This window comes from Bacillus sp. WP8, from assembly GCF_000800825.1.
GTDB lineage: Bacteria > Bacillota > Bacilli > Bacillales > Bacillaceae > Bacillus > Bacillus safensis.
Genome location: NZ_CP010075.1, coordinates 588,414 through 611,799, shown reverse-complemented (window position 1 = coordinate 611,799; position 23,386 = coordinate 588,414). Strand labels below are relative to the sequence as shown.

Genomic DNA, 23,386 nt, shown 5'->3' with positions numbered 1-23,386 from the left:
TCACCTCATTTCTTAAAATGATTATATCCTTTTTTCATTAACATTGTTTGTTGATCATTGTCTTTTAACATAACACTGGCTGCTTGATCATCTTTGACTTGTCCAATACGTGTGATCTGAATGCCTTCTTTTTGACATTGAGATTCAAAGCTTTCCCAATCAGATTCTGGTATCGTACCAGTTAAAACAAAGTCTTCTCCACCAAATAACACCCATTCAAGCCAGTCTTTGCGCAGCACCTGTAAATCTGGATGAATTGGAAGCTTATCAGCTTCTATCTCGATCCTCACACCGCTCGCTTCGGCTATCTCATTCAACTCACTCGCTAATCCATCACTCACATCATTCAAGGTGACCCGCGGGAAACTTGAACAAATGTGACCAGCAGCAATATGAGGCTGAGGCATTTTATGACGCTTAAGAAAAAAATCAGCATCGACCGCCTTAGAAGGGGCTACTTCGTTCATTAAGATTGATAACCCAGCAGCTGATGAACCAAGTTCACCTGTGACAAAGACGATGTCTCCAGTCTGAGCACTGTGACGATAACAAGCTGTTCCCTTGGAAACCTCACCAATGACCGTCACGGTAATGACAAAGTCACTGCGGGTGGCCACTGTATCTCCACCAATCAAATCCATATGATAGGAGTCAGCCAACGCTTTCATTCCCTCGTAAAGGTCCGTGACGATTGTCTCATCTCCATGAGGCGGGATCGCAATTGAAACAAGATAATACTTTGGAGTCCCTCCCATTGCAGCGATATCACTGACATTGACTGCCAGTGCCTTAAAGCCAACTTCAAATGGTGTGGAAAAGTCAAAACGAAAATGAACATGCTCCACCATTGTATCAACACAAACGACCTCTTCACAATGTGAATGAGGTTGATAAACACCTGCATCATCACCGATGCCCATGATCAAAGAGCGCTGGTATGTATCTTTTGGTGTGATTCGGCGAATAAGATCAAATTCATCCATAAAAAGACAGCCCCTTCTTGCAATCAATTGGTTAAGTAGACATGATGTCAAACACAGTTAGTATTAGTGTAGCGAATATAAGTCTCAGTTCCAACTAAAAATGATATAAAGAAAGCCTGGTGTGTAAAAACCAGGCTGGGTTGAAGTAATCTATCTATTCTTTCATATAGTGTAGCCAAACACAAATCATTTCATTGCATCTTGGGTACTTGTAGAAAGAAAAAGACATAAAAAAAAACGAAACTATACGTTTTCGTTTACAAGTTATAAAAATGGCGGTCCGGACGGGACTCGAACCCGCGACCTCCTGCGTGACAGGCAGGCATTCTAACCAACTGAACTACCGGACCATTTTGGTTGCGGGGGCAGGATTTGAACCTGCGACCTTCGGGTTATGAGCCCGACGAGCTACCGAACTGCTCCACCCCGCGATGATATAAATATTACAAGCTTGGCGGCGTCCTACTCTCACAGGGGGAAACCCCCAACTACCATCGGCGCTGAAGAGCTTAACTTCCGTGTTCGGTATGGGAACGGGTGTGACCTCTTCGCTATCGCCACCAAACCTGATGGAGAGAATGTTCTCTCAAAACTAGATAACAATGTTCATGCTTCACAATAGAATATAGGTTAAGTCCTCGATCTATTAGTATCTGTCAGCTCCACGTGTCACCACGCTTCCACCTCAGACCTATCAACCTGATCATCTTTCAGGGATCTTACTTCCTTGCGGAATGGGAAATCTCATCTTGAGGGGGGCTTCATGCTTAGATGCTTTCAGCACTTATCCCGTCCGCACATAGCTACCCAGCGATGCCCTTGGCAGAACAACTGGTACACCAGCGGTGCGTCCATCCCGGTCCTCTCGTACTAAGGACAGCTCCTCTCAAATTTCCTGCGCCCGCGACGGATAGGGACCGAACTGTCTCACGACGTTCTGAACCCAGCTCGCGTACCGCTTTAATGGGCGAACAGCCCAACCCTTGGGACCGACTACAGCCCCAGGATGCGATGAGCCGACATCGAGGTGCCAAACCTCCCCGTCGATGTGGACTCTTGGGGGAGATAAGCCTGTTATCCCCGGGGTAGCTTTTATCCGTTGAGCGATGGCCCTTCCATGCGGAACCACCGGATCACTAAGCCCGACTTTCGTCCCTGCTCGACTTGTAGGTCTCGCAGTCAAGCTCCCTTGTGCCTTTACACTCTGCGAATGATTTCCAACCATTCTGAGGGAACCTTTGGGCGCCTCCGTTACATTTTAGGAGGCGACCGCCCCAGTCAAACTGCCCACCTGACACTGTCTCCCTGCCCGATAAGGGCAGCGGGTTAGAAGGTCAATACAGCCAGGGTAGTATCCCACCGATGCCTCCACCGAAGCTAGCGCTCCGGTTTCCAAGGCTCCTACCTATCCTGTACAAGCTGTACCAACATTCAATATCAGGCTGCAGTAAAGCTCCACGGGGTCTTTCCGTCCTGTCGCGGGTAACCTGCATCTTCACAGGTACTATAATTTCACCGAGTCTCTCGTTGAGACAGTGCCCAGATCGTTGCGCCTTTCGTGCGGGTCGGAACTTACCCGACAAGGAATTTCGCTACCTTAGGACCGTTATAGTTACGGCCGCCGTTTACTGGGGCTTCAATTCGCACCTTCGCTTACGCTAAGCGCTCCTCTTAACCTTCCAGCACCGGGCAGGCGTCAGCCCCTATACTTCGCCTTACGGCTTCGCAGAGACCTGTGTTTTTGCTAAACAGTCGCCTGGGCCTATTCACTGCGGCTTCTCGGGGCTTTAACACCCTAAGAAGCACCCCTTCTCCCGAAGTTACGGGGTCATTTTGCCGAGTTCCTTAACGAGAGTTCTCTCGATCACCTTAGGATTCTCTCCTCGCCTACCTGTGTCGGTTTGCGGTACGGGCACCTCTCACCTCGCTAGAGGCTTTTCTTGGCAGTGTGGAATCAGGAACTTCGCTACTAAATTTCGCTCGCCATCACAGCTCAGCCTTTATGGGAAACGGATTTGCCTATTTCCCAGCCTAACTGCTTGGACGCGGATATCCAATACCGCGCTTACCCTATCCTCCTGCGTCCCCCCATTGCTCAAATGGTGAGGAGGTGGTACAGGAATATCAACCTGTTGTCCATCGCCTACGCCTTTCGGCCTCGGCTTAGGTCCCGACTAACCCTGAGCGGACGAGCCTTCCTCAGGAAACCTTAGGCATTCGGTGGACGGGATTCTCACCCGTCTTTCGCTACTCATACCGGCATTCTCACTTCTAAGCGCTCCACCAGTCCTTCCGGTCTGGCTTCACAGCCCTTAGAACGCTCTCCTACCACTGTTCGTAAGAACAGTCCGCAGCTTCGGTGATACGTTTAGCCCCGGTACATTTTCGGCGCAGAGTCACTCGACCAGTGAGCTATTACGCACTCTTTAAATGGTGGCTGCTTCTAAGCCAACATCCTGGTTGTCTAAGCAACTCCACATCCTTTTCCACTTAACGTATACTTTGGGACCTTAGCTGGCGGTCTGGGCTGTTTCCCTTTCGACTACGGATCTTATCACTCGCAGTCTGACTCCCAAGGATAAGTCATCGGCATTCGGAGTTTGACTGAATTCGGTAACCCGGTAGGGGCCCCTAGTCCAATCAGTGCTCTACCTCCGAGACTCTTACCTTGAGGCTAGCCCTAAAGCTATTTCGGAGAGAACCAGCTATCTCCAGGTTCGATTGGCATTTCACCCCTACCCACACCTCATCCCCGCACTTTTCAACGTGCGTGGGTTCGGGCCTCCATTCAGTGTTACCTGAACTTCACCCTGGACATGGGTAGATCACCTGGTTTCGGGTCTACGACCACGTACTCATGCGCCCTATTCAGACTCGCTTTCGCTGCGGCTCCGCATCTTCTGCTTAACCTTGCACGGGATCGTAACTCGCCGGTTCATTCTACAAAAGGCACGCCATCACCCGTTAACGGGCTCTGACTACTTGTAGGCACACGGTTTCAGGATCTATTTCACTCCCCTTCCGGGGTGCTTTTCACCTTTCCCTCACGGTACTGGTTCACTATCGGTCACTAGGGAGTATTTAGCCTTGGGAGATGGTCCTCCCGGATTCCGACGGAATTTCACGTGTTCCGCCGTACTCAGGATCCACTCTGGAGAGAACAACATTTCAGTTACAGGGCTGTTACCTTCTTTGGCGGGCCTTTCCAGACCTCTTCGCTTATATCGTTCCTTTGTAACTCCGTATAGAGTGTCCTACAACCCCAAGAGGCAAGCCTCTTGGTTTGGGCTGTTCCCGTTTCGCTCGCCGCTACTCAGGGAATCGCATTTGCTTTCTCTTCCTCCGGGTACTTAGATGTTTCAGTTCCCCGGGTATGCCTTCTCATACTCTATGTATTCAAGTATGGATACTACTCCATTACGAGCAGTGGGTTTCCCCATTCGGAAATCTCCGGATCAAAGCTTGCTTACAGCTCCCCGAAGCATATCGGTGTTCGTCCCGTCCTTCATCGGCTCCTAGTGCCAAGGCATCCACCGTGCGCCCTTTCTAACTTAACCATTTCTTACTTTAGAAAGAATCACTATGTGTGATGAACTTTGCATTGCATTCAATGTGAATGTATTACTTATTGTTATCTAGTTTTCAAAGAACAATCCTGTCTCGCTAGAGACATGTTTTGAAGGAATGATCCTTCAAAACTAAACAAGACGAAAACGCACGCTGCTCCATATATCCTTAGAAAGGAGGTGATCCAGCCGCACCTTCCGATACGGCTACCTTGTTACGACTTCACCCCAATCATCTGCCCCACCTTCGGCGGCTGGCTCCATAAAGGTTACCTCACCGACTTCGGGTGTTGCAAACTCTCGTGGTGTGACGGGCGGTGTGTACAAGGCCCGGGAACGTATTCACCGCGGCATGCTGATCCGCGATTACTAGCGATTCCAGCTTCACGCAGTCGAGTTGCAGACTGCGATCCGAACTGAGAACAGATTTATGGGATTGGCTAAACCTTGCGGTCTTGCAGCCCTTTGTTCTGTCCATTGTAGCACGTGTGTAGCCCAGGTCATAAGGGGCATGATGATTTGACGTCATCCCCACCTTCCTCCGGTTTGTCACCGGCAGTCACCTTAGAGTGCCCAACTAAATGCTGGCAACTAAGATCAAGGGTTGCGCTCGTTGCGGGACTTAACCCAACATCTCACGACACGAGCTGACGACAACCATGCACCACCTGTCACTCTGTCCCCGAAGGGAAAGCCCTATCTCTAGGGTTGTCAGAGGATGTCAAGACCTGGTAAGGTTCTTCGCGTTGCTTCGAATTAAACCACATGCTCCACCGCTTGTGCGGGCCCCCGTCAATTCCTTTGAGTTTCAGTCTTGCGACCGTACTCCCCAGGCGGAGTGCTTAATGCGTTAGCTGCAGCACTAAGGGGCGGAAACCCCCTAACACTTAGCACTCATCGTTTACGGCGTGGACTACCAGGGTATCTAATCCTGTTCGCTCCCCACGCTTTCGCTCCTCAGCGTCAGTTACAGACCAGAGAGTCGCCTTCGCCACTGGTGTTCCTCCACATCTCTACGCATTTCACCGCTACACGTGGAATTCCACTCTCCTCTTCTGCACTCAAGTTTCCCAGTTTCCAATGACCCTCCCCGGTTGAGCCGGGGGCTTTCACATCAGACTTAAGAAACCGCCTGCGAGCCCTTTACGCCCAATAATTCCGGACAACGCTTGCCACCTACGTATTACCGCGGCTGCTGGCACGTAGTTAGCCGTGGCTTTCTGGTTAGGTACCGTCAAGGTGCGAGCAGTTACTCTCGCACTTGTTCTTCCCTAACAACAGAGCTTTACGATCCGAAAACCTTCATCACTCACGCGGCGTTGCTCCGTCAGACTTTCGTCCATTGCGGAAGATTCCCTACTGCTGCCTCCCGTAGGAGTCTGGGCCGTGTCTCAGTCCCAGTGTGGCCGATCACCCTCTCAGGTCGGCTACGCATCGTCGCCTTGGTGAGCCATTACCCCACCAACTAGCTAATGCGCCGCGGGTCCATCTGTAAGTGACAGCCGAAACCGTCTTTCATCCTTGAACCATGCGGTTCAAGGAACTATCCGGTATTAGCTCCGGTTTCCCGGAGTTATCCCAGTCTTACAGGCAGGTTACCCACGTGTTACTCACCCGTCCGCCGCTAACATCCGGGAGCAAGCTCCCTTCTGTCCGCTCGACTTGCATGTATTAGGCACGCCGCCAGCGTTCGTCCTGAGCCAGGATCAAACTCTCCGAGGTATGCAGGATGCATATCACACATGCGTTGCTACACGATGTAGCGAACTTAGCATGTGATCATTTCCTGCCTCGTCAGCGTTTGACTGACTACCTATGAAATATCATAGGATTTTTTTATAAAAACTCGAATTAACAGGTACGTTTTGTCTTGTTTAGTTTTCAAAGATCATGTTCAAAATGGAGCGGGTGATGAGAATCGAACTCACGACATCAGCTTGGAAGGCTGAGGTTTTACCACTAAACTACACCCGCGTGGTTTGTATTGGCGCGCCCGAGAGGAGTCGAACCCCTAACCTTTTGATCCGTAGTCAAACGCTCTATCCAATTGAGCTACGGGCGCTTAATCAGGCGACTTAATTATCTTAACATATCGATTTTATTAAGTCAACATCTTTTTAAAATTTATTTGCCGCATCCGTGTGAACGTCTGTGTTTCAAATACGTCATCAGCGACGAATAAAAATATACCACGGATCACATAAAAGGGTCAATACATTTTTCTAAAAAAGTTTCATGTTTTTTTAAAATTGATTTTTTCTTAGATCAATAGACATGTAATAGCCCTATTTTCTTCTCTTTCTTCATAATTCCAATGATTCTTAAATAAAATCTTTCTAAATACAAAGGAGGACAAAACACGGCCACATAGAATTTTTATTTATTGGAAAATTCTTAATATTTTTCCAAGCATTTAAAGGAGGTAGGAGATGATGAAAAAGTTTATCGCTTTTCAGATCATGATCGCTTTGGTGATAGGAGCTCTTATCGGCCATTTCTTCCCTGACTTCGGAATGGCTCTGCGGCCAATTGGAGATGGATTCATCAGGCTGATTAAAATGATCGTTGTTCCAATCGTTTTCTCTACCATTGTTATTGGTGCAGCCGGCAGCGGCGGCATGAAGAAAATGGGCAGTCTTGGATTAAAGACGATCATTTGGTTTGAGGTCATCACAACCATCGTTCTTGGGATAGGGCTATTATTGGCAAATGGTCTAAAGCCTGGCGTTGGTCTCGATTTCTCTAAATTAGCTAAGAAAGATATTGGGGAATTAGATGGTTATACTGAGAAGGTCGTTGACTTTAAACAAATGGTATTAGATATCATTCCAACCAATATCGTCGATGTTATGGCTCAGAATGATTTACTTGCTGTCATTTTCTTCGCCATATTATTTGGTGTAGCGGCAAGCGGCATCGGTAAAGCATCTGCTCCTGTTCTCACCTTCTTTGAATCAGTGGCACAAATCATGTTTAAGCTCACACAGATGGTGATGGTAACAGCACCTATTGGGGTTCTTGCATTAATGGCTGCTTCTGTCGGCCAATATGGCATTGTTTTATTAATCCCAATGATGAAGCTTGTCGGGACTGTTTTTTTAGGATTATTCATTATTCTCTTTGCTTTATTCCCTCTGGTCGCACTGATCTTCCGTTTTAACTACTTCGAAGTATTAAAAATGATTTGGGATTTGTTCCTTGTTGCCTTCTCTACTACGAGCACCGAAACTGTCCTTCCTCAATTGATGGAACGAATGGAGAAATACGGGTGTCCAAAAAGAATCGTTTCCTTCGTGATTCCATCTGGTCTTTCTCTCAATTGTGATGGATCAAGTTTATATTTATCAGTTGCCTGCGTATTCCTTGCACAAGCGTTTGGTGTCGACATGAGTCTGTCACAGCAGCTTTTGATGATGCTTGTTCTTGTGTTAACGAGTAAAGGGATTGCAGCTGTGCCATCCGGTTCACTTGTTGTTCTTTTGGCAACTGCTCATGCAGTCGGTCTTCCAGCAGAAGGCGTTGCCATTATAGCCGGTGTTGACCGAATTATGGATATGGCACGAACAGGCGTGAATGTTCCAGGGCATGCCGTTGCTTGTATTGTCGTATCTAAATGGGAAAAGGTATTCCGTGAGTCAGCTTGGGAAGTTCCAAAAGCAGGTAAAGAAACAAAAGGGATGTAATGTTATAGGAAGGAAAGGGCTCGCCCTTTCCTTTTTTATGCTAAAAACGTTTGCTTTAGTACGGCTTTTCCTTGAGGATGCAGCTGCACTTCTGCATATGCCCCATTTATCATCGTCATTTGCGGCGGGACATGCCCACAATCTATATCGTAAAAAATGGGGATTTGTAGTTCCTTTTGTAATTCTTCATATACATCCTGATACTGATACCCTTCAACAGGCACATCTACTGCACTTCGCCCAAACATCATACCTGAACAGTGATCAAACCACCCTGCTAGTTTTAATTGAACAAGCGATCTCTTCATGCTTGCAGCATTTAATGCGCAGTTTTCGAAATACCAGAGAATCGGTTCGCCTTTTATGAATGTTTCCTGAAAAGCTTTGACGTCTCCAAAAGGTGTCCCTGCTAAGTGACGTATAATATCAATGCAGCCACCCATCAGTCTTCCCTTCACTTTCATTTCTTGTTGATCAAATGTATGCCATGCGGTAGGTTCTGTTAAATGAAAGACATGTTTACTCGGATTGTCATGCTGCCATTCCTTTTGATACATAGATGAAGAAAACTGGGTTATCTCCGTCTCCTCTTTTGCGGAAAGTGTTCGCTCCCACATGGCAGTCGTTTGATCAAGCTCTTCTCCTCTTAGATCGACTAAGTTCGGTCCATGCGCTGTGGCAATGCCTGTTTTTAATGTGAGCGCCAGCAGGAGTGCACTCGTATCTGAGTAACCAAGAATCCACTTTTTCTGCATCGATGAGAAATCGAGGTGCTCTAACACTTCCATAAGCAGCTGTCCTCCCCATGGCGGGATGATGTGATCAATCTCATCACATGTCATCATGTACTGAAGTTCGTTTGCTCGTTCTATCGCAGGGGCAGATTTTGCCTTTTCCTGCTGCCAGACCGTCTCTCCACATATGACATCATAGCCTCTATTTTTCATTCGTTCACATGAAAGCTTAAACATATCATGTAAAGTTGGCTGTACACCTGAGGAAGGTGCAGTGACGCCAATTGTTTGTCCTTTTTGCAAATGCGGAAATTGAATCACTCTGCTTCCCTCCAATCTCTATCTCTCTTACCCTATCCATTTTAGAGAAAATGCCCCTTTTATAAGGGACATCTCTTTTTATTCTTTTTGGCGCAGTACGATATAGACTCCTGCAAAGATACATAGAATCCCAATGAATGAGCGTATCCCCATCTCTTCACCTAAAAGCAGCCAGCCAAGAGCTGCCCCTACGATCGGTTGAAAGAAAAAGAACAGACCGCCGCTCGAGGCATCCATCAATTGAAGCCCTCTATTCCACAAAAAGAATGCAAGAGCTGTTGAGATGATGCCTAGATAGAGAATACCGCCCCAAATCTCCGGTCTTGCCATCTGCTCCACATCTAGGTGAGGTAAACGAAATAAAGCAGGTGGTGTTAAGACAATGAATGCAATGATGATCGCATATGTGGTCGTCACCACTTGAGGGTACTTTCCTGGAACTCGTTTAAGCAAAACAGACATGAGCGCCCATGTAAAAGCAGCGATGACGAGTGAGAGACCGCCAATAAATTCATCTGTTTGCACTGCGACTGGTCCAATCATGAGCCATACACCTGCTGTAGCAAGCAGGATGGATGCGCATTTTCTAACAGTCATGGCTTCTTTTAATAGAAAGAACGCAAACAGCACCATAAAAGCAGGGGTCGCAGATGTAATCACAGCCCCCATTTGTGCAGATGTATACATGGTGCCGATTTCTTGGGTCACAATTGATAGGAAATTTCCGATCAATCCGATCATTACAACAAGCGGGATATCTTTTTTATCTAATCGAAAGGAATAGCCCAAGCGCCATATGGTGCACACCAGCACAATTCCTGCTACAGCATATCTCATCCATACAAGCTCAAGCGGCGGAACCACCGCTACTGTTACTTTGACAACAACGTACATGCCGCCCCAAATACTTGCAGCGATTGCTAGGTAAAGGGCGCCTATATATTTTTCATTCATCTTTTCCCCTCCGTTACTGGATATATTGATCGCCATATCCACAAAACGGAGATCACTCTCCGTTATGGACGGAGGGTGTTTGGTACATCATGTTCAAATAAAGGCTTCCATTGCATTGTCGTCACCTCATTTGTTTTTATTTTCAGACTACTTTATAACAAATTCTGGTTGACTTCAATCCTTTTTTGTCACCATTTTTCTTCATATAATAGAAGATAAACGGGTCTTGACATGCTGAATTCGTTTTCATATAGTAAGTAAAACTATAGGTGGTCACGCAGAAAAGGAGTAGAGGTCGTTGGATATTGAAGCGAGGAAACACATTCCCAGCACGGAACACGAACCGTTTATCGAGGGAATAAAAGATTGTGTGCCAACCCTGCTTGGTTATATGAGTATCGGGTTTGCCTTTGGAATTGTTGGAATTAGTGCACAGTTGAGCTTATGGGACATTGCACTTCTAGCAATCTTTATTTATGCTGGTGCTTCACAGTTTATTATCTGTGCACTGCTTGTCACGGGAAGTCCCCTTTCCGCTATTATTCTCACTACATTTATTGTGAATCTGCGTCATTTATTACTCAGCCTGACGCTGGCTCCTCATTTTACACGCTACTCTTTAAAACAAAATATCGGATTCGGTCTCTTGCTGACTGATGAATCCTTTGGCGTAGCCATGAATAAATTAGCTCAGCATGGAAAGCTGAATAACCGGTGGATGCACGGACTGAACATAACGGCTTATTTATGCTGGATTGCAGCCTGCATACTTGGCGGCATTTTTGGACACTGGATTTCAAATCCTGAAGCGCTTGGTCTTGATTTTGCTTTATCAGCGATGTTTGCTGCACTGCTAGTCCTTTCGTTACAGACAGTTCCCAAAAATAAGTTAACTCATCGCCTGTCACTTGTTTTGTATATGGTCATTGCCATGTTTGTTCTGCTTCATTTCGTTCCTTCACACGTGGCTGTTCTGTTAGCCACCATGATTGTCGCAACCATTGGGGTGGTGACAGATAAATGATTAGCAGCTTTATGTTATGGCTCATTGTTGGTTGTATGATCGTCACCATCATTCCAAGAGTCGTACCCTTTATATTTGTACGAAGTATTCAGCTGCCTGAAGTGGTGCTGAAATGGTTATCGTTTATTCCTATTTGTATCTTTACAGCTTTGATTGCAGAGCATCTCTTCATCCATACAACAACAGGCACAGGCGTCACTATCCATTGGATGTATCTTGCTGTCTTGACTCCCACTGTACTCATCGCTGTTTGGACAAAAAGCTTATCACTTACTGTTCTTGTCGGCGTCATGCTGATGGGCACTGCTAGATGGTTTTTCTAAAAGAAAAAGCTTAACCACATGTGGTTAAGCTTTTTTTCATTTGACGATTCCGTATACAAATCCATCATAACCTTTTTCACCAACAGTTTGAATCGCTGTTGCCTCTATTCTCGGTTCTTGTTTGAGTAAATCAAAAAATTCACGAGTTCCTTGCACTCGTTCATCCCCACTAGAGTCATGAAGGACTGCTCCATTTCTGACGACATTGTCCGCAATAATGACTGTTCCCTTTTTTGAGAAATCTAACGCCCACTTTAGATATTTCGGATTGTTTGGTTTATCTGCGTCAATGAAAATCAAATCGAATGGAAGCGCAGCCCTCTCTTTTAACTGAGATAACGTATCTAATGCCTTTCCTTGCAAAATGCTCACTCGTTCCGATAAGCCCGCTCTGCTGATGTTTTGCTGTGCGATCTGTACATGATGGCTGTCAGCCTCTAATGTGATGAGTTCTCCATCCTCTTCAAGAGCACGCGCAAGCCAAATAGTACTGTATCCACCAAGTGTCCCGATCTCTAAAATGCGCTTTGCATTCTTCGTTTTTGCTAATAAATAAAGCATTTTCCCTTGGGCTGGTGACACATCAATTGCTGGCAGACCTGCTTGCTTATTATGAGTAAGGGCTTGCTCCAATACGTCATCTTTAGGAATCAACTTGTCTATGATATACTCGTCAACTTTCTCCCACACGTGCTCCATTTCATCCATCTCCCTTGATCATGTCTTCTATCTCAAGTCTACATGATGATCGTGAGAGCGTATAATCAATTCTTTTCACACATCTATTCATTTTTTTGATGAAAGACATGCGATGATGAATACATGAAGCAACGCACTGGTTTCAAATCTACTCGTTCAGCTTATTTTTGACATCACCTTTTTTATCTTGAAGTTTTCCTTTTGCTTGATCCTTTTTCCCTTCTGCTTTCAGGTTTTGATGATCCGTTGCTTCTCCAAGCTTTTCCTTGACTTGACCTTTGACTTGATTTGTTTTTCCTTTCGCTTTATCCATATGTCCTTTTTCTTCACTCATTTGTTCCACCTCCAAGTTTGATACTATTCATTTAGCCTTTTTGAAAGATACAAAACATCTGAGTGTGCGATGTACACGTTTCAGGTATGATAGACATACTGGAAAGAAGGGTGGGTGTTCATCAATGATCATCTCTGAAAAAATATTCACAGTTCGTGAGTTGACCTATCATATTCGGTCCGCTTCAGCTTCCGATGCTAAACAGTTATCAGCTCTCAGACTGAAAATCGATGGTGAAACAGAATATTTAGACCGTGAACCAGGCGAAGCCTTTCTTGATGAAAAAGCATTTGAGGCTTTGATTCAAGAGGATACCAAGCAAAGCCGGCATTTATTTTTGGTCGCTGCTATTGAAGGAAAGATTGTCGGTTTTTCAAGATGCGAGGGCCATTCACTCAAGCGCTCTGCTCACAAAGTGACATTTGGCGTCGCTATCCAGAAAGATGCTTGGGGCTATCACATTGGGAAAGAGCTTTTAGCCGCTTCAATTGACTGGGCAGATCAGCAGGGCATTCAGAAGATCTCTCTTCATGTGCTTGAAACGAACAAAAAAGCCATTCGGTTATATGAGAACCATGGCTTTTTGATTGAAGGTGTATTAAAAAACGATAAACGGCTGAGTGACGGATTATATTATGATACTGTTGTGATGGGCAGGCAGCTGCCAAGTTCCTGACCGCTTACATCACATAGCCCCATATCATCGAAATTGCACTGTATATCAGAAGCATCCCCATCACATACTGGAACGGTCTTTCATAAGCAGTCAAAAAGCGCTTATACAAAGAGCCAAATAAGCTCCAGCTGAATGTACCGAGAAAGCCAATAAGTGCGAGAATCAGCGTCAATATGACATACTGCATATTAGATTGTCCATATGGCAAAACAAATGTTGAAATCACAGTCAATCCATACAAGATCGCTTTTGGGTTGATAAATTGCAGCATCATACCAGGGATAAAATGATTGTAGCGATCAAGTGTTTCGTCATCACCGCCTTTACTTTTCATGATTTTGACCGCTAAATAAATCATGTATGCGGCTCCGATGAACGCCATGACCCAGCCTATTTTCGGCATCACTTGATAAAGAATGATATTAAAGAAGCAGCTCAAACACAAAATAACGAGAAATCCGATACCCACACCTAAACAAAAGCGAAATGTTTGCTTGACCCCATATTTATTCGTAAAGACCATGGCCATGATGTTGTTTGGCCCTGGGGTAAAGCTGCTAACAAAAGCATAGATCAACATAGATACAATCAAGATGCCGTCCCCCTTATACGTTATTTAGACTTTAATTACTTTATTGCGTATATTACGTTTTATTGTAACGTTCGGTCTTTATAAAGTAAATAGAGAAAGGAGCTTTTTTCATGGAAGACGTACAATCGATTATTTCTAAAAATGTGAGGCTTCTTAGAGATCAAAAAAAATTAAGCCTCGAAAAGATGGCAGAATTAACTGGTGTCAGCAAGACCATGATTGGACAAATCGAAAGAGGAGAATCTACCCCTACCATCACGACTTTGTGGAAAATCGCCAACGGATTAAAAGTATCTTTTAGTGAGCTCATTTACGCACCACAGCCTGAAATCAAGGTGGTACGCAAGGAGGATGCGCAGGTTTTAACTGAGGACGACGGCCGTTATCGCGTATACACGACTTTTCCTTTCGATGACCGGGGGAAATTTGAAATGTACCGAGTAGAAATTGACCGAGGCGGATCGCTGCGTGCGAGTGAACACATTGGGGGAACAGAGGAATTGATCACTGTTTTTGAGGGAGTCCTTGATTTATCCATTGGTGATGAACAATACACCTTAAAAGCCGGAGACTCTATTCGTTTTAAAGCGGACCGGACGCACACGTATAAACAATCCGGAGAACAAATGGTACGGATGCAAATGATTCTTTATTATCCTCAAGAAAAAAGCTGACAGGCTTGTCCACCTGTCAGCTTTGTGTTTTATTTAATTAAATCCCGGATCGCGTACCACTGTGCCAGTAAATGTGACACTATATTTTCCTAATCCTAATTCTTTAATAGAGGTTTGTTCTAAAATACCGACCCAGCCATCCTCTGCATATACAATACTGTCTGGGATGTTTGAGGTCGTATATGTTCTTGTTACTGAAACAGTTCGACTGGCCTGAGCCGTTATTTCACTGTTTGTTTGCTCCTTTGCTTCCACTGGAGCAGTTGTGACCCCAGCACCCGTTAAGACAATTGCTCCAACCAAAACAGAAGACATGACCTTTTTCATAAAAAAATCCCTCCCTTTTTTGTTGAACGTATAAACTATACCATAATTTAGAACTTTTGTAAGTTTATTTTTTCATTTTTTTGAAAATTATGATATCATTGTCTTACGCTGGATAGAGTGTGTTACATACTTCTATGCTTTTATCCTCATCTCAACCTAGTGAAACAATTGTGAACGGAGGTGATTTCATGAAAAAATGGCTCATCTGTTTTCAACTTGTTTTCCTCTTCACCTTGGCGATCACACCAATTGCTTCTGCTGCTAAATGTCCTACAGTAAAACCATGTATCACTGATCCTTAAGCATAAGAAAAGGCCGATCAAGCCTATTCACTTGATCGGCCTTTTTATTTATTTTTGCTCTGCTTCCCAGCGGGCAACCTCTTCTCTTACTTTAGGAGCCACTTCTTTTCCAAATAGCTCAATGGCTTTTAGCACTTGATCATGCGGCATTGAACCAACCGGTACATGAAGCATAAAACGTGTGATGCCTACATTTTTTCTAAGATGAATGACTTTCTCTGCCACGGTATCTGGATCTCCTACATACAGCGCACCTTCTAAAGTTCTCGCTGCGTCAAACGTAGAACGAGTATAAGGTCCCCAGCCTCGCTCTCTCGCTAATGTGTTCATCACATGCTGTGTGGATGGGAAAAATTGATCTGCTGCCAGGTCTGTTTCTGCCGCAACAAATCCATGAGAATGTGATGCTACAGTTAATTTTTCAGGGTCATGTCCAGCGTGCACTGCCGCTTGCTTGTACAGTTGAACGAGCGGTGCGAACTGTCTTGGACTTCCGCCAATGATGGCAAGTACAAGCGGTAATCCTAGTAATCCAGCACGTACGACGGATTCACGGTTTCCTCCACTGCCGATCCAGATCGGAAGCGGATCTTGAACAGGTCTTGGGTACACCCCAACATCCTGAATAGATGGGCGATGCTTTCCGCTCCATGTTACACGCTCTGACTGCTGCAGCTTCAACAACAAATCAAGCTTTTCTTCAAATAATTCTTCATAGTCATCAAGATCATAGCCAAAGAGCGGGAATGATTCAATAAAGGAACCACGGCCTGCCATGATCTCTGCACGTCCATTTGATAGTCCATCTAATGTTGCAAAATCCTGAAATACACGAACCGGATCTGCTGATGAAAGGACTGTCACTGCACTTGTCAGACGAATATTTTTCGTTTGTGTTGCTGCAGCCGCTAAGACGACAGCTGGATTCGATGCGGCGAAATCCTCACGGTGATGCTCACCTACGCCAAATACATCGAGACCGACTTGATCTGCTAAAATAATTTCTTCTACTACTTCTCGAATACGCTGTGCATGACTGACTGTTTTTCCTGTTTGAAAATCAGGTGTTGTTTCGACAAATGTACTAATTCCTAGTTCCATGATTGGAACCCCCTATCTTATAAATATGTCACAAATTCAGAAACTGGCTTTCTATAACCTCTCGCTTGTCTGCTCTCTACTTTTTCTTTTCCAAGTGTAATCATTAACACAGGAACCAAATCTGATTGAATGTTTAATACCTTTTTCATTGCTTCGGGATCAAAACCGATCATCGGGCAAGTATCCCAGCCTTTATTTTTAGCGGCAAGCATAAACAGCATGGCAGATAAGGAAGCATTGCGGATCGCCTCTTCCTTCTGGAAATCTGCCCCTCTCTGCTCATAAAAGCTCATGGTCTCTCTGACCATTTCTTCATATTGCTGCGTATTTAAAATGCCTAGCATTTTCAGGCCTTCATATATGTCCCCTGCGTGCTCATAAGCGTTTGGATCTCCGAGTACGATGATCGCTGCTGAAGCAGAGTGCACTTTATATTGTCCAAATGCCGCTTCTCTTACTTGTTCTTTCAGCTCTTCTGTTTGGACGACAACATATTGTGTGTGCTGTAAGTTAAAAGCAGATGGTGCCAGCTTGACCTCTTCAAATATGCTGTTAAGTTCTTCTCTCGAAATCGAGATATTTGGCAAAAAATTTGATGCAGATCGTCTTTCACGTACCAATGTATCAAAGCTGAGTGTCATCTTGTTTCCCCTTTTCGCGAAGTTGTTTTGCACCTAAACCGATTTTTTTTAGTAATTCAATGAGCTGCTCTTTTTCTTCTTTTTCAATAAAGGATAGATTTTGCGAAATGACCTCTGTGTGTTTAGGGAAAATGTCGTCAAACAATTGCTTCCCTTTTTCCGTAAGCTGTACATGGAATACCCGCTTATCTGAAGGCGCACATTGCCTTTTCACCAGTTCTTGTTTTTCTAGTTTGTTCACGACATATGTCATACTTCCACTTGGGATTGACAAGATGTCGCTAATTTTTTGAACAGGCTGAGGCCCTTTACTGTAGAGCAATTCAAGGATCTGAAAGTTTTCAAATCCGATATCATAATGTTCAATGTCTTTTTGGATATTTGTAAAAAGGGCTTGATAGGCTTTCATCCATACGCGGAATAGCCTTAAATCTAATTCATGATCATGCTGCACCATGGCAACTACTCCTTTTTCAATAAATCCTAAAACTAGGATAAATTTATCCTAACACTAGGATATTTTCTTGTCAATGAGTTTGTTTCATGAAAAAAAGACCACCTTGTCTCAGTGGTCCTCATCTTTTAAGGTGAAATGCATTTCAGCAATTTGTTTATATTGATGTACTTCCTGTAATGAAAACTTGGATTCCAGATCCGCCGGCGAAAAGAGAGGAATTCCTCTTCCAATGATGACAGGTACGATTTGAAGAAAAAGCTCATCCACCAATTTTTCTTTTATGAAAGATTGAAGCAGTCCCCCGCCGCCGACAATCCAAATATTCCGGCCTGTTTCATTCTTTAATTTTTTCACAAATGATAAGACATCTTCGCGAATGATATGGGTTCCTTCCAGACTGTCTTGTAACGTACGTGACATGATATAACATGTCTTTCCTTCATAAGGAAATTCATCTGGTGACAGCTGAAGAACTTGTTCATATGTATTGCGCCCCATGATCAGCGTATCGACTGACGCATAAAAGGTGTCGTAGCTCGTTTCATCTTCGCCCTCTGTCCCTATTAGCCAATCGAGCCTGTGATCCTCTCTCGCTAAATATCCATCGATACTCATCGCCCCATAAAAAAGCAGTTTTCTTTTCTCACTCAATCCCACCACTCCCTTACCTCAAATAAGAACATATATTCTATTTTATCAAAAAGGAAAGACAAAGGCTACATAACTTTCTCCCTTTTTACGATTCCTGTTCCACCTTGACGAGAAGCTCGTATAATTTTTGCGCGAGCTTGCCGGCATCAATGGTCATTTCTTCATGAATCCATTCCTCTAGTACCCCCACGACACCAGATACGACAAAAGAGGCCTCTATTTGTTCATTCTCTGTAATAGGACGCTGATCAAGCTGCCACTCTTTCATGACTTTTTCTTTGAAAAAGGCTTTGAATTGATTGGTCGTTGGGCCATTTGGTTTTACAAATAACGTCAACATATACTGATTCTCTTTCAAGTATTCAGTCGTTTTGTTTAAAAAGGAAAGCATATCAAGAGGATCCTGACTTGGAAAGGTTTCATCATATAATCCACCGAGCTGATCGAATAGTTCTTTCTCAAGCTGTTCATATAAATCAAACACATCTTGATAGTGCAAATAAAAGGTTCCCCTGCCTAAATCCGCTTTCCTTGATAGCTCTGATACCGTAATCTGCTGCACTTCCTTTTCCTTTAACAGCTCAAGGAAGCTTTCCCGAATGGCTCTTTTTGTTTTGATTGTTCGTCTGTCCTTCATGAAATCCCCTCCGTTTTTGAACAATCAGGCGCTAACTGTCTAATTATGAACAGGTTATCATCCATTGCCGATGTTCGATCTCTTTATTTCTTATTATAATCAACACATGTTCAATAATATATATCTGTTCAAAAAAAGGAGGCCGTCATATGCTTCATTTCAGACTTGCCAGAGAGGATGAACTGCCTCAAGTGGCAGAGTTGTTAGATGATTCGTTTCAGGACTATTCATTTTTTGACTTATTATGTGAAAAGGTCTCAAAGCGCTCTGCTTTCGCTCGTCAGCTGCATTTGGTCAATACAAAGGTGTATTTTCAGCATCAAATCTGTTTTGTCGGGGTTGAGAACGAGAAGGTTGTGTCTGCTGCCCTTTTAAAGCATCCGCATCTTCCTGAACCAGGCATCATGGGTTATGTATTGTCAGGTGGGTTAAAGCTGCTCTTCACTGGCGGTATATCGGCCATTCAGCATGTGTTCCGTGTTTTAAAGGAGGCAAAAAAAGCGTGTTCTTCCTTAAAGCAGCCTTACTGGTATTTAGAAGCACTTGTCGTGGCAAAAGACCAGCAAGGGAAAAAACTCGGAAGCCGCATGTTAAAGCAATGCCTTTTTCCCTTTATCGCCCGGCAAGGCGGCGGACTGTTCACACTGATTACACACAACGAGGCCAATCGTCATTTCTACCGAAAAAATGGCTGGATGGAGTTTGATGAAAGGGTATTGCGAGGAAAGGAAATGTCCTTGGAAAGCTGGAGCTATAAAACCGTGATTAAATAAGGTATCCTCTTCAGGTGATGATATAATAGAGTCAGTTCAATCAATGATCATACTTGGAGGAGAGACTGATGATACGACGACTTGATCATATCGTGTTGACTGTACAACATATGGAGGAAACCATTCGCTTTTATACGAACGTATTAGGAATGAAGGAAGAAACTTTTGGTGAAGGCCGTAAAGCGCTTCGTTTTGGTTTACAGAAGATCAACCTTCATGAAGCTGGTCATGAATTTGAGCCAAAAGCGGCTCATCCTCTTCCTGGATCTCATGATTTGTGCTTTATCACCGATTTAGACATGGACAGTTTGCTGCTGCACCTCCGGAAGCAAGTGGTCCCGATTGAAGAGGGACCGGTCAGACGTACCGGTACATTAGGTCCAATTGAATCTGTTTATATCCGTGATCCTGATCTGAATTTAATTGAAATCTCTCGATATATAGAGGAGGGTGATCCGTCATGACTCGTATATTTTTGAGACCGATTGAAGAGCAAGATTATCCTGGTATTCAAAGAGGGTGTCAGCATGCAGAAACACTTCATATGACTGGTACACGAAAAACGTTCACACTAGAAGAAATTCGATCCGCCTATACCCGTTTTTTGCAGGATGACAGCAGACGAGATTTCGCCATTTGTCTGCTGGATACGAAAGAGATGATTGGAGATGCGGCGATTGTGGACATTGATCCAATCAATCATACGGCAAGCTTCCGCATTGCGCTTCACGGGCCGGAGCATTTTCAAAAGGGCTATGGCACTGAAGCTGTTCGGATGGTTCAAGCATTTGCCTTTGACACATTAGAACTCAACCGTCTTGAGCTTGAAGTCTTTTCCCACAATCCAAGAGCCTTTCGAAGCTATGAGAAAGCCGGATTTCAATATGAAGGAAAAAGACGCCAAGCGCTCTATTTCAACGGTACATACTCAGATGTCATCATCATGGGCATCCTTCGTGAAGAATATAAAAACATGATGAATACAGATGCTCCTGCTTAAGAAGGGTCATCTTTTTTAAAAAATTGAATCCCAGTGACGATGATTAAACAAATGATGGAAGAGAGAACGATAGAGACGCTTGATAGACTGAGCGCCATGCCTTCCCACCTACCAATAAAGAGACTGACAATCAATAAAACCAAACCAAATAAAATCAAGCATATAGGGACAATGAACCCCGCATGACGCTGCCGGCTTCTTTTCCCTGCCCACCATGAGAGACACAAAATAACGATTGTAAAAATAGCTGTTTGCAGCCAGAACATGTGATATCAACTCCCTTTCTCTTTTTGATCCCATGACAATGGAGGTACTTCAAATGAACATTAGACCCATCGAGCAAAAAGACAATCCGTATATCGCAGCGATTATCCGCCAGTCACTAGAATCAGCGAATCTAGCAATTGAAGGAACAGCCTACACTGACCCCCAACTTGACCAGCTTTTCGAATATTATCAATCATTGACTCATGCAGCCTATTGGATTGCTGAAGAGCATGGTGAGATTGTGGGTGGTGTAGGGATTGCTCCATTCACAAATGGAGTATGTGAATTACAAAAGCTTTATTTAAGTCCAAAAGCACAAGGAAAAGGTGCGGGCAAAAAACTGATGGATACGGCGCTGGAATATGCCTCTACATACTACGAAGCGTGTTATTTAGAAACCCGCCGAGAATTAACAGCGGCTATAGGCCTTTATCAGCGATACGGCTTTTCTCTTCTTTCAGAACCGCTTGAAGGCTCCGAGCATTCTGCAATGGATGCTTGGTATCTCAAGACCTTCTCATCATGAACCATAAAACAATCGATAGGTTTTGATCCTCCGGAAGCCTAACTTCTCTGCTAGTTTGATTGAAGCTTGGTGATGGACATCGCAATCCCAATGCGGTGTCCTCTTTTTTTCATGACAGATGCTGAGCATATGCTGAGCTGCCAGCAGCGCCAAACCTTTTCCTCGATAAGTCTCATCTGTCCAAATATCTATCTCTGCACGATCCTTACTTGAAAAAATAGAGACACATTCACTCACCACGTTCTCTCCATCTAAAATGGCAATCCCGATTCCCTTTAAAAGAAAGCGAGCTGTTTCACCCCAATAGACTTCGTAATAGCTGGGAGGAAAAGCCCTGCTTGCAGTCATCACCTGCTCATTTGTCCGCTCTACTCTATAGCCTGGATAAGGCGCAGAGACATGAGAATGTGCCTGTGAATAAACGTACGCATGTCTTTCCATTTCATTCAGATATAACCCAAGACATTTTTTCATCAACGCATCTGTTAATGGGTTTGCTGAAAATATGGTGAATCGGGCATTTTGTCTTTTCTGCCTTTCGTACACATCCACAATGAAGGCTGAACAGCGTAACAGCTCCGCTTCACTCCTTCCTGCCACATAATAAATGCCGCATGAAGCTTCGAGAAAATATACAAGCGGATGCGCTTCATCATCTACATAAAGATGCCCTTGTATGACGCCATCCATGACTGCATCTACAAACACTGGATATGCCGGATCGATCTGCTTAATTCCTTTTTTCATTGATGGTATCTTTTTCCGTTCCAAGAGATGCACGATTTTTCCTCCTTTCCTTCCATTATAAAGAAAAAGCTGCTGACATACAGGACTCTTTTCAGCAAAAGCAATCTTCTGCATCAATGGCGCAATTTAAAAAAAGAGACCTTATTTAAAAGGTCTCTCATTATTCTGCCGTTGCCTCTTCTGTCACTTTTCCCTTCCAAATCAGGGTTAAGCCTAATCCAAGAAATAAGACAACACCTGCGAATAGAAATGGGAAGTGAATATTTTGGTCGAATAAGATGCCGCCAAGTGCCGGCCCGAAAATCGTACCTAGGCTTGTGTAGGTAGAGTTCATTCCTGCGACAAATCCTTGCTGATTGCCAGCGATTTTGGATAAGAAGGTGGTTAATGCTGGACGCAATAAATCAAACGCAAGGAAAATGACACATGTGACAATCAATACAACCAAAAAGCCTGACACGACGGTTGAAACGAAAGCAAGGACAGCCCCGATAATCAGACATAGCTGAATGACTCTTTTTTCTCCTAGGGTATTTACCAGTTTACCAAACACAAGTACTTGGATGATGACTGCCACAATTGAGCTGACGGTAATAATCACGGCTATATCTTTTGGACCAAATCCAAACTTATGATTTGTGAACAAGCTAAAGACTGTTTCATATGCAGATAGTCCAAATGCGAGGACAAATACAATGATAAAGGCAATGAGGTAGCTAGGATGAATCGATTTTTTCAAATCTTTAAAGAAAGTCGATTCTTTCACTTCAATCATTTGCTTCTCTCGCTCTTCTTTTGTTAAAGGCTCCTTCAGCATAAACATAGACGAAATGACGGCAATAAACGCAATCCCTGCTGCAAAGAAGAATGGCAGGCGTACGCCGTATTCTGCAATAAACCCGCCAATTCCCGGGCCAATGATAAAACCAGTACTAATGGCCGCAGAAACATAGCCCATCGCCTTTGATCTTTCTTGAACGGTCGTAATATCTGCGACATACGCAGTGACAGCCGGCATGATAAATGCCGCACTAATTCCGCCTAGAAGCCTTGCAACATACAGAACATACACGTGTGTTCCAAGACCAAAAACGAGTTCCGATAACGCGAAGAGGAACAGCCCAGACACAATCATTATCTTTCTTCCGTAGCGGTCTACCCATCTACCTGCAATCGGTGATGCGATGAGCTGAGCAACGGCAAACGCCGCCACAAGGTATCCCATCGTACTTCCTGTTAGATGCATCACATTCATGAATAGCGGCATGACAGGAATAATGAGACCAATGCCTAAAAACGCAATAAAAATATTACTCAATAAAATAACGAGTACAGCTTTTTGCTCACGAATCGGTTTTTGCATGATGTTTGTTTCCCCTTTACTGACTCACTTG

24 protein-coding genes, 4 tRNA genes and 3 rRNA genes are annotated in these 23,386 nt (G+C 44.2%); 9 read left to right on the top strand and 22 right to left on the bottom strand.

Annotated elements, in window-relative coordinates; translation table 11 throughout:
- Positions 1 to 5: 5 nt before the first annotated feature.
- From thiL to QR42_RS02940, 8 genes are all read right to left on the bottom strand, one after another.
- Positions 6 to 983: a thiamine-phosphate kinase gene (gene thiL / locus QR42_RS02975; RefSeq protein ID WP_039176841.1), complete on the bottom strand. Its 978-nt coding sequence runs from the start codon at positions 981 to 983 to the stop codon at positions 6 to 8.
- 273 nt (positions 984 to 1,256) lie between these two features.
- Positions 1,257 to 1,333, bottom strand: a tRNA-Asp gene (locus QR42_RS02970).
- Between the two features lie 4 nt (positions 1,334 to 1,337).
- Positions 1,338 to 1,414: transfer RNA gene (locus QR42_RS02965), tRNA-Met, on the bottom strand.
- An 18-nt stretch (positions 1,415 to 1,432) separates the two neighbouring features.
- Positions 1,433 to 1,548: ribosomal RNA gene (gene rrf, locus QR42_RS02960) — 5S ribosomal RNA — on the bottom strand.
- A 61-nt stretch (positions 1,549 to 1,609) separates the two neighbouring features.
- A 23S ribosomal RNA gene (locus tag QR42_RS02955) occupies positions 1,610 to 4,540 on the bottom strand.
- Positions 4,541 to 4,722: 182 nt separating this feature from the next.
- A 16S ribosomal RNA gene (locus QR42_RS02950) occupies positions 4,723 to 6,271 on the bottom strand.
- Together the 16S, 23S and 5S rRNA genes with 4 tRNA genes alongside form the textbook arrangement of a ribosomal RNA operon.
- Before the next feature lie 178 nt (positions 6,272 to 6,449).
- Positions 6,450 to 6,523: transfer RNA gene (locus tag QR42_RS02945), tRNA-Gly, on the bottom strand.
- A gap of 11 nt (positions 6,524 to 6,534) precedes the next feature.
- A tRNA-Arg gene (locus tag QR42_RS02940) sits at positions 6,535 to 6,611 on the bottom strand.
- Positions 6,612 to 6,981: 370 nt separating this feature from the next.
- On the opposite strand from QR42_RS02940, the gene gltP reads away from it, so the two are divergent.
- The gene (gene gltP, locus QR42_RS02935; RefSeq protein ID WP_039182997.1) at positions 6,982 to 8,232 is read left to right on the top strand and encodes a glutamate-aspartate/proton symporter GltP; all 1,251 of its coding nucleotides are present in this window, start codon (positions 6,982 to 6,984) and stop codon (positions 8,230 to 8,232) included.
- A 35-nt stretch (positions 8,233 to 8,267) separates the two neighbouring features.
- Here the strand turns inward: gltP and QR42_RS02930 are convergent, their stop codons facing one another.
- Both QR42_RS02930 and QR42_RS02925 read right to left on the bottom strand, forming a co-directional pair.
- Positions 8,268 to 9,287, bottom strand: coding sequence for a S66 family peptidase (locus tag QR42_RS02930; protein WP_039176838.1), 1,020 nt, complete (start codon positions 9,285 to 9,287; stop codon positions 8,268 to 8,270).
- Between the two features lie 78 nt (positions 9,288 to 9,365).
- A complete protein-coding gene (locus QR42_RS02925; protein ID WP_039176836.1) occupies positions 9,366 to 10,241 on the bottom strand; it encodes a DMT family transporter in 876 nt (291 codons plus the stop codon).
- Between the two features lie 298 nt (positions 10,242 to 10,539).
- Between QR42_RS02925 and QR42_RS02920 the strand changes: the two genes are divergently transcribed.
- Both QR42_RS02920 and QR42_RS02915 read left to right on the top strand, forming a co-directional pair.
- Entirely contained in the window at positions 10,540 to 11,265 is a 726-nt protein-coding gene (locus QR42_RS02920; protein ID WP_039176833.1) for an AzlC family ABC transporter permease, read from the top strand.
- The gene (locus tag QR42_RS02915) at positions 11,262 to 11,588 is read left to right on the top strand and encodes an AzlD domain-containing protein (RefSeq protein WP_039176830.1); all 327 of its coding nucleotides are present in this window, start codon (positions 11,262 to 11,264) and stop codon (positions 11,586 to 11,588) included. The genes QR42_RS02920 and QR42_RS02915 overlap by 4 nt, the downstream gene beginning before the upstream one ends.
- A 36-nt stretch (positions 11,589 to 11,624) precedes the next feature.
- On the opposite strand, the gene QR42_RS02910 is transcribed toward QR42_RS02915, so the two are convergent.
- The gene (locus QR42_RS02910) at positions 11,625 to 12,287 is read right to left on the bottom strand and encodes an O-methyltransferase (RefSeq protein WP_039176827.1); all 663 of its coding nucleotides are present in this window, start codon (positions 12,285 to 12,287) and stop codon (positions 11,625 to 11,627) included.
- Between the two features lie 148 nt (positions 12,288 to 12,435).
- Positions 12,436 to 12,621 (bottom strand): CsbD family protein, encoded by a 186-nt coding sequence (locus QR42_RS02905; protein ID WP_034665964.1) that lies wholly within the window; start codon positions 12,619 to 12,621, stop codon positions 12,436 to 12,438.
- Positions 12,622 to 12,745: 124 nt separating this feature from the next.
- Between QR42_RS02905 and QR42_RS02900 the strand changes: the two genes are divergently transcribed.
- Entirely contained in the window at positions 12,746 to 13,297 is a 552-nt protein-coding gene (locus QR42_RS02900; protein WP_039176822.1) for a GNAT family N-acetyltransferase, read from the top strand.
- 4 nt (positions 13,298 to 13,301) lie between these two features.
- On the opposite strand, the gene QR42_RS02895 is transcribed toward QR42_RS02900, so the two are convergent.
- Positions 13,302 to 13,889, bottom strand: coding sequence for a LysE family transporter (locus QR42_RS02895; RefSeq protein WP_039176819.1), 588 nt, complete (start codon positions 13,887 to 13,889; stop codon positions 13,302 to 13,304).
- A gap of 110 nt (positions 13,890 to 13,999) precedes the next feature.
- Here QR42_RS02895 and QR42_RS02890 point away from each other — a divergent pair, with 110 nt between their 5' ends.
- Complete coding sequence (locus QR42_RS02890; RefSeq protein ID WP_039176816.1) at positions 14,000 to 14,563, top strand: helix-turn-helix domain-containing protein; 564 nt, start codon at positions 14,000 to 14,002, stop codon at positions 14,561 to 14,563.
- A 33-nt stretch (positions 14,564 to 14,596) separates the two neighbouring features.
- Here QR42_RS02890 and QR42_RS02885 read toward each other — a convergent pair whose 3' ends face one another.
- From QR42_RS02885 to QR42_RS02860, 6 genes are all read right to left on the bottom strand, one after another.
- The gene (locus tag QR42_RS02885; RefSeq protein ID WP_039176812.1) at positions 14,597 to 14,890 is read right to left on the bottom strand and encodes a hypothetical protein; all 294 of its coding nucleotides are present in this window, start codon (positions 14,888 to 14,890) and stop codon (positions 14,597 to 14,599) included.
- Between the two features lie 350 nt (positions 14,891 to 15,240).
- Entirely contained in the window at positions 15,241 to 16,293 is a 1,053-nt protein-coding gene (locus QR42_RS02880; RefSeq protein ID WP_024425426.1) for an LLM class flavin-dependent oxidoreductase, read from the bottom strand.
- Positions 16,294 to 16,310: 17 nt separating this feature from the next.
- Positions 16,311 to 16,934: a nitroreductase family protein gene (locus tag QR42_RS02875; RefSeq protein ID WP_039176810.1), complete on the bottom strand. Its 624-nt coding sequence runs from the start codon at positions 16,932 to 16,934 to the stop codon at positions 16,311 to 16,313.
- Complete coding sequence (locus QR42_RS02870) at positions 16,918 to 17,391, bottom strand: MarR family winged helix-turn-helix transcriptional regulator (RefSeq protein ID WP_039176806.1); 474 nt, start codon at positions 17,389 to 17,391, stop codon at positions 16,918 to 16,920. Before QR42_RS02870 ends, QR42_RS02875 begins: the two co-directional genes overlap by 17 nt.
- Before the next feature lie 108 nt (positions 17,392 to 17,499).
- Positions 17,500 to 18,042 carry a dihydrofolate reductase family protein gene (locus QR42_RS02865; RefSeq protein WP_039176803.1) on the bottom strand — a complete coding sequence of 181 codons (543 nt, stop codon included), beginning with the start codon at positions 18,040 to 18,042 and terminating at the stop codon, positions 17,500 to 17,502.
- Between the two features lie 85 nt (positions 18,043 to 18,127).
- The gene (locus tag QR42_RS02860; protein ID WP_039176801.1) at positions 18,128 to 18,679 is read right to left on the bottom strand and encodes a TetR/AcrR family transcriptional regulator; all 552 of its coding nucleotides are present in this window, start codon (positions 18,677 to 18,679) and stop codon (positions 18,128 to 18,130) included.
- 149 nt (positions 18,680 to 18,828) lie between these two features.
- On the opposite strand from QR42_RS02860, the gene QR42_RS02855 reads away from it, so the two are divergent.
- The 3 genes from QR42_RS02855 to QR42_RS02845 all read left to right on the top strand — a co-directional run bounded on the left by QR42_RS02855 (position 18,829) and on the right by QR42_RS02845 (position 20,452).
- A complete protein-coding gene (locus QR42_RS02855) occupies positions 18,829 to 19,452 on the top strand; it encodes a GNAT family N-acetyltransferase (protein ID WP_039176798.1) in 624 nt (207 codons plus the stop codon).
- Between the two features lie 68 nt (positions 19,453 to 19,520).
- Complete coding sequence (locus tag QR42_RS02850) at positions 19,521 to 19,916, top strand: VOC family protein (protein ID WP_039176795.1); 396 nt, start codon at positions 19,521 to 19,523, stop codon at positions 19,914 to 19,916.
- Entirely contained in the window at positions 19,913 to 20,452 is a 540-nt protein-coding gene (locus QR42_RS02845; RefSeq protein WP_039176793.1) for a GNAT family N-acetyltransferase, read from the top strand. Before QR42_RS02850 ends, QR42_RS02845 begins: the two co-directional genes overlap by 4 nt.
- Here QR42_RS02845 and QR42_RS02840 read toward each other — a convergent pair.
- Positions 20,449 to 20,718, bottom strand: a complete 270-nt coding sequence (locus tag QR42_RS02840; RefSeq protein ID WP_039176789.1) for a YesK-like family protein — start codon at positions 20,716 to 20,718, stop codon at positions 20,449 to 20,451. The genes QR42_RS02845 and QR42_RS02840 overlap by 4 nt on opposite strands.
- A 53-nt stretch (positions 20,719 to 20,771) precedes the next feature.
- Here QR42_RS02840 and QR42_RS02835 point away from each other — a divergent pair, with 53 nt between their 5' ends.
- Positions 20,772 to 21,245: a GNAT family N-acetyltransferase gene (locus tag QR42_RS02835; protein WP_039176786.1), complete on the top strand. Its 474-nt coding sequence runs from the start codon at positions 20,772 to 20,774 to the stop codon at positions 21,243 to 21,245.
- On the opposite strand, the gene QR42_RS02830 is transcribed toward QR42_RS02835, so the two are convergent.
- Entirely contained in the window at positions 21,240 to 22,025 is a 786-nt protein-coding gene (locus QR42_RS02830; protein WP_039176783.1) for a GNAT family N-acetyltransferase, read from the bottom strand. The two genes, QR42_RS02835 and QR42_RS02830, sit on opposite strands and share 6 nt — an antisense overlap.
- A 127-nt stretch (positions 22,026 to 22,152) precedes the next feature.
- On the bottom strand, positions 22,153 to 23,355 hold the full coding sequence (locus QR42_RS02825; protein WP_039176781.1) for an MFS transporter: 1,203 nt from the start codon (positions 23,353 to 23,355) through the stop codon (positions 22,153 to 22,155).
- Between the last annotated feature and the right edge of the window lie 31 nt (positions 23,356 to 23,386).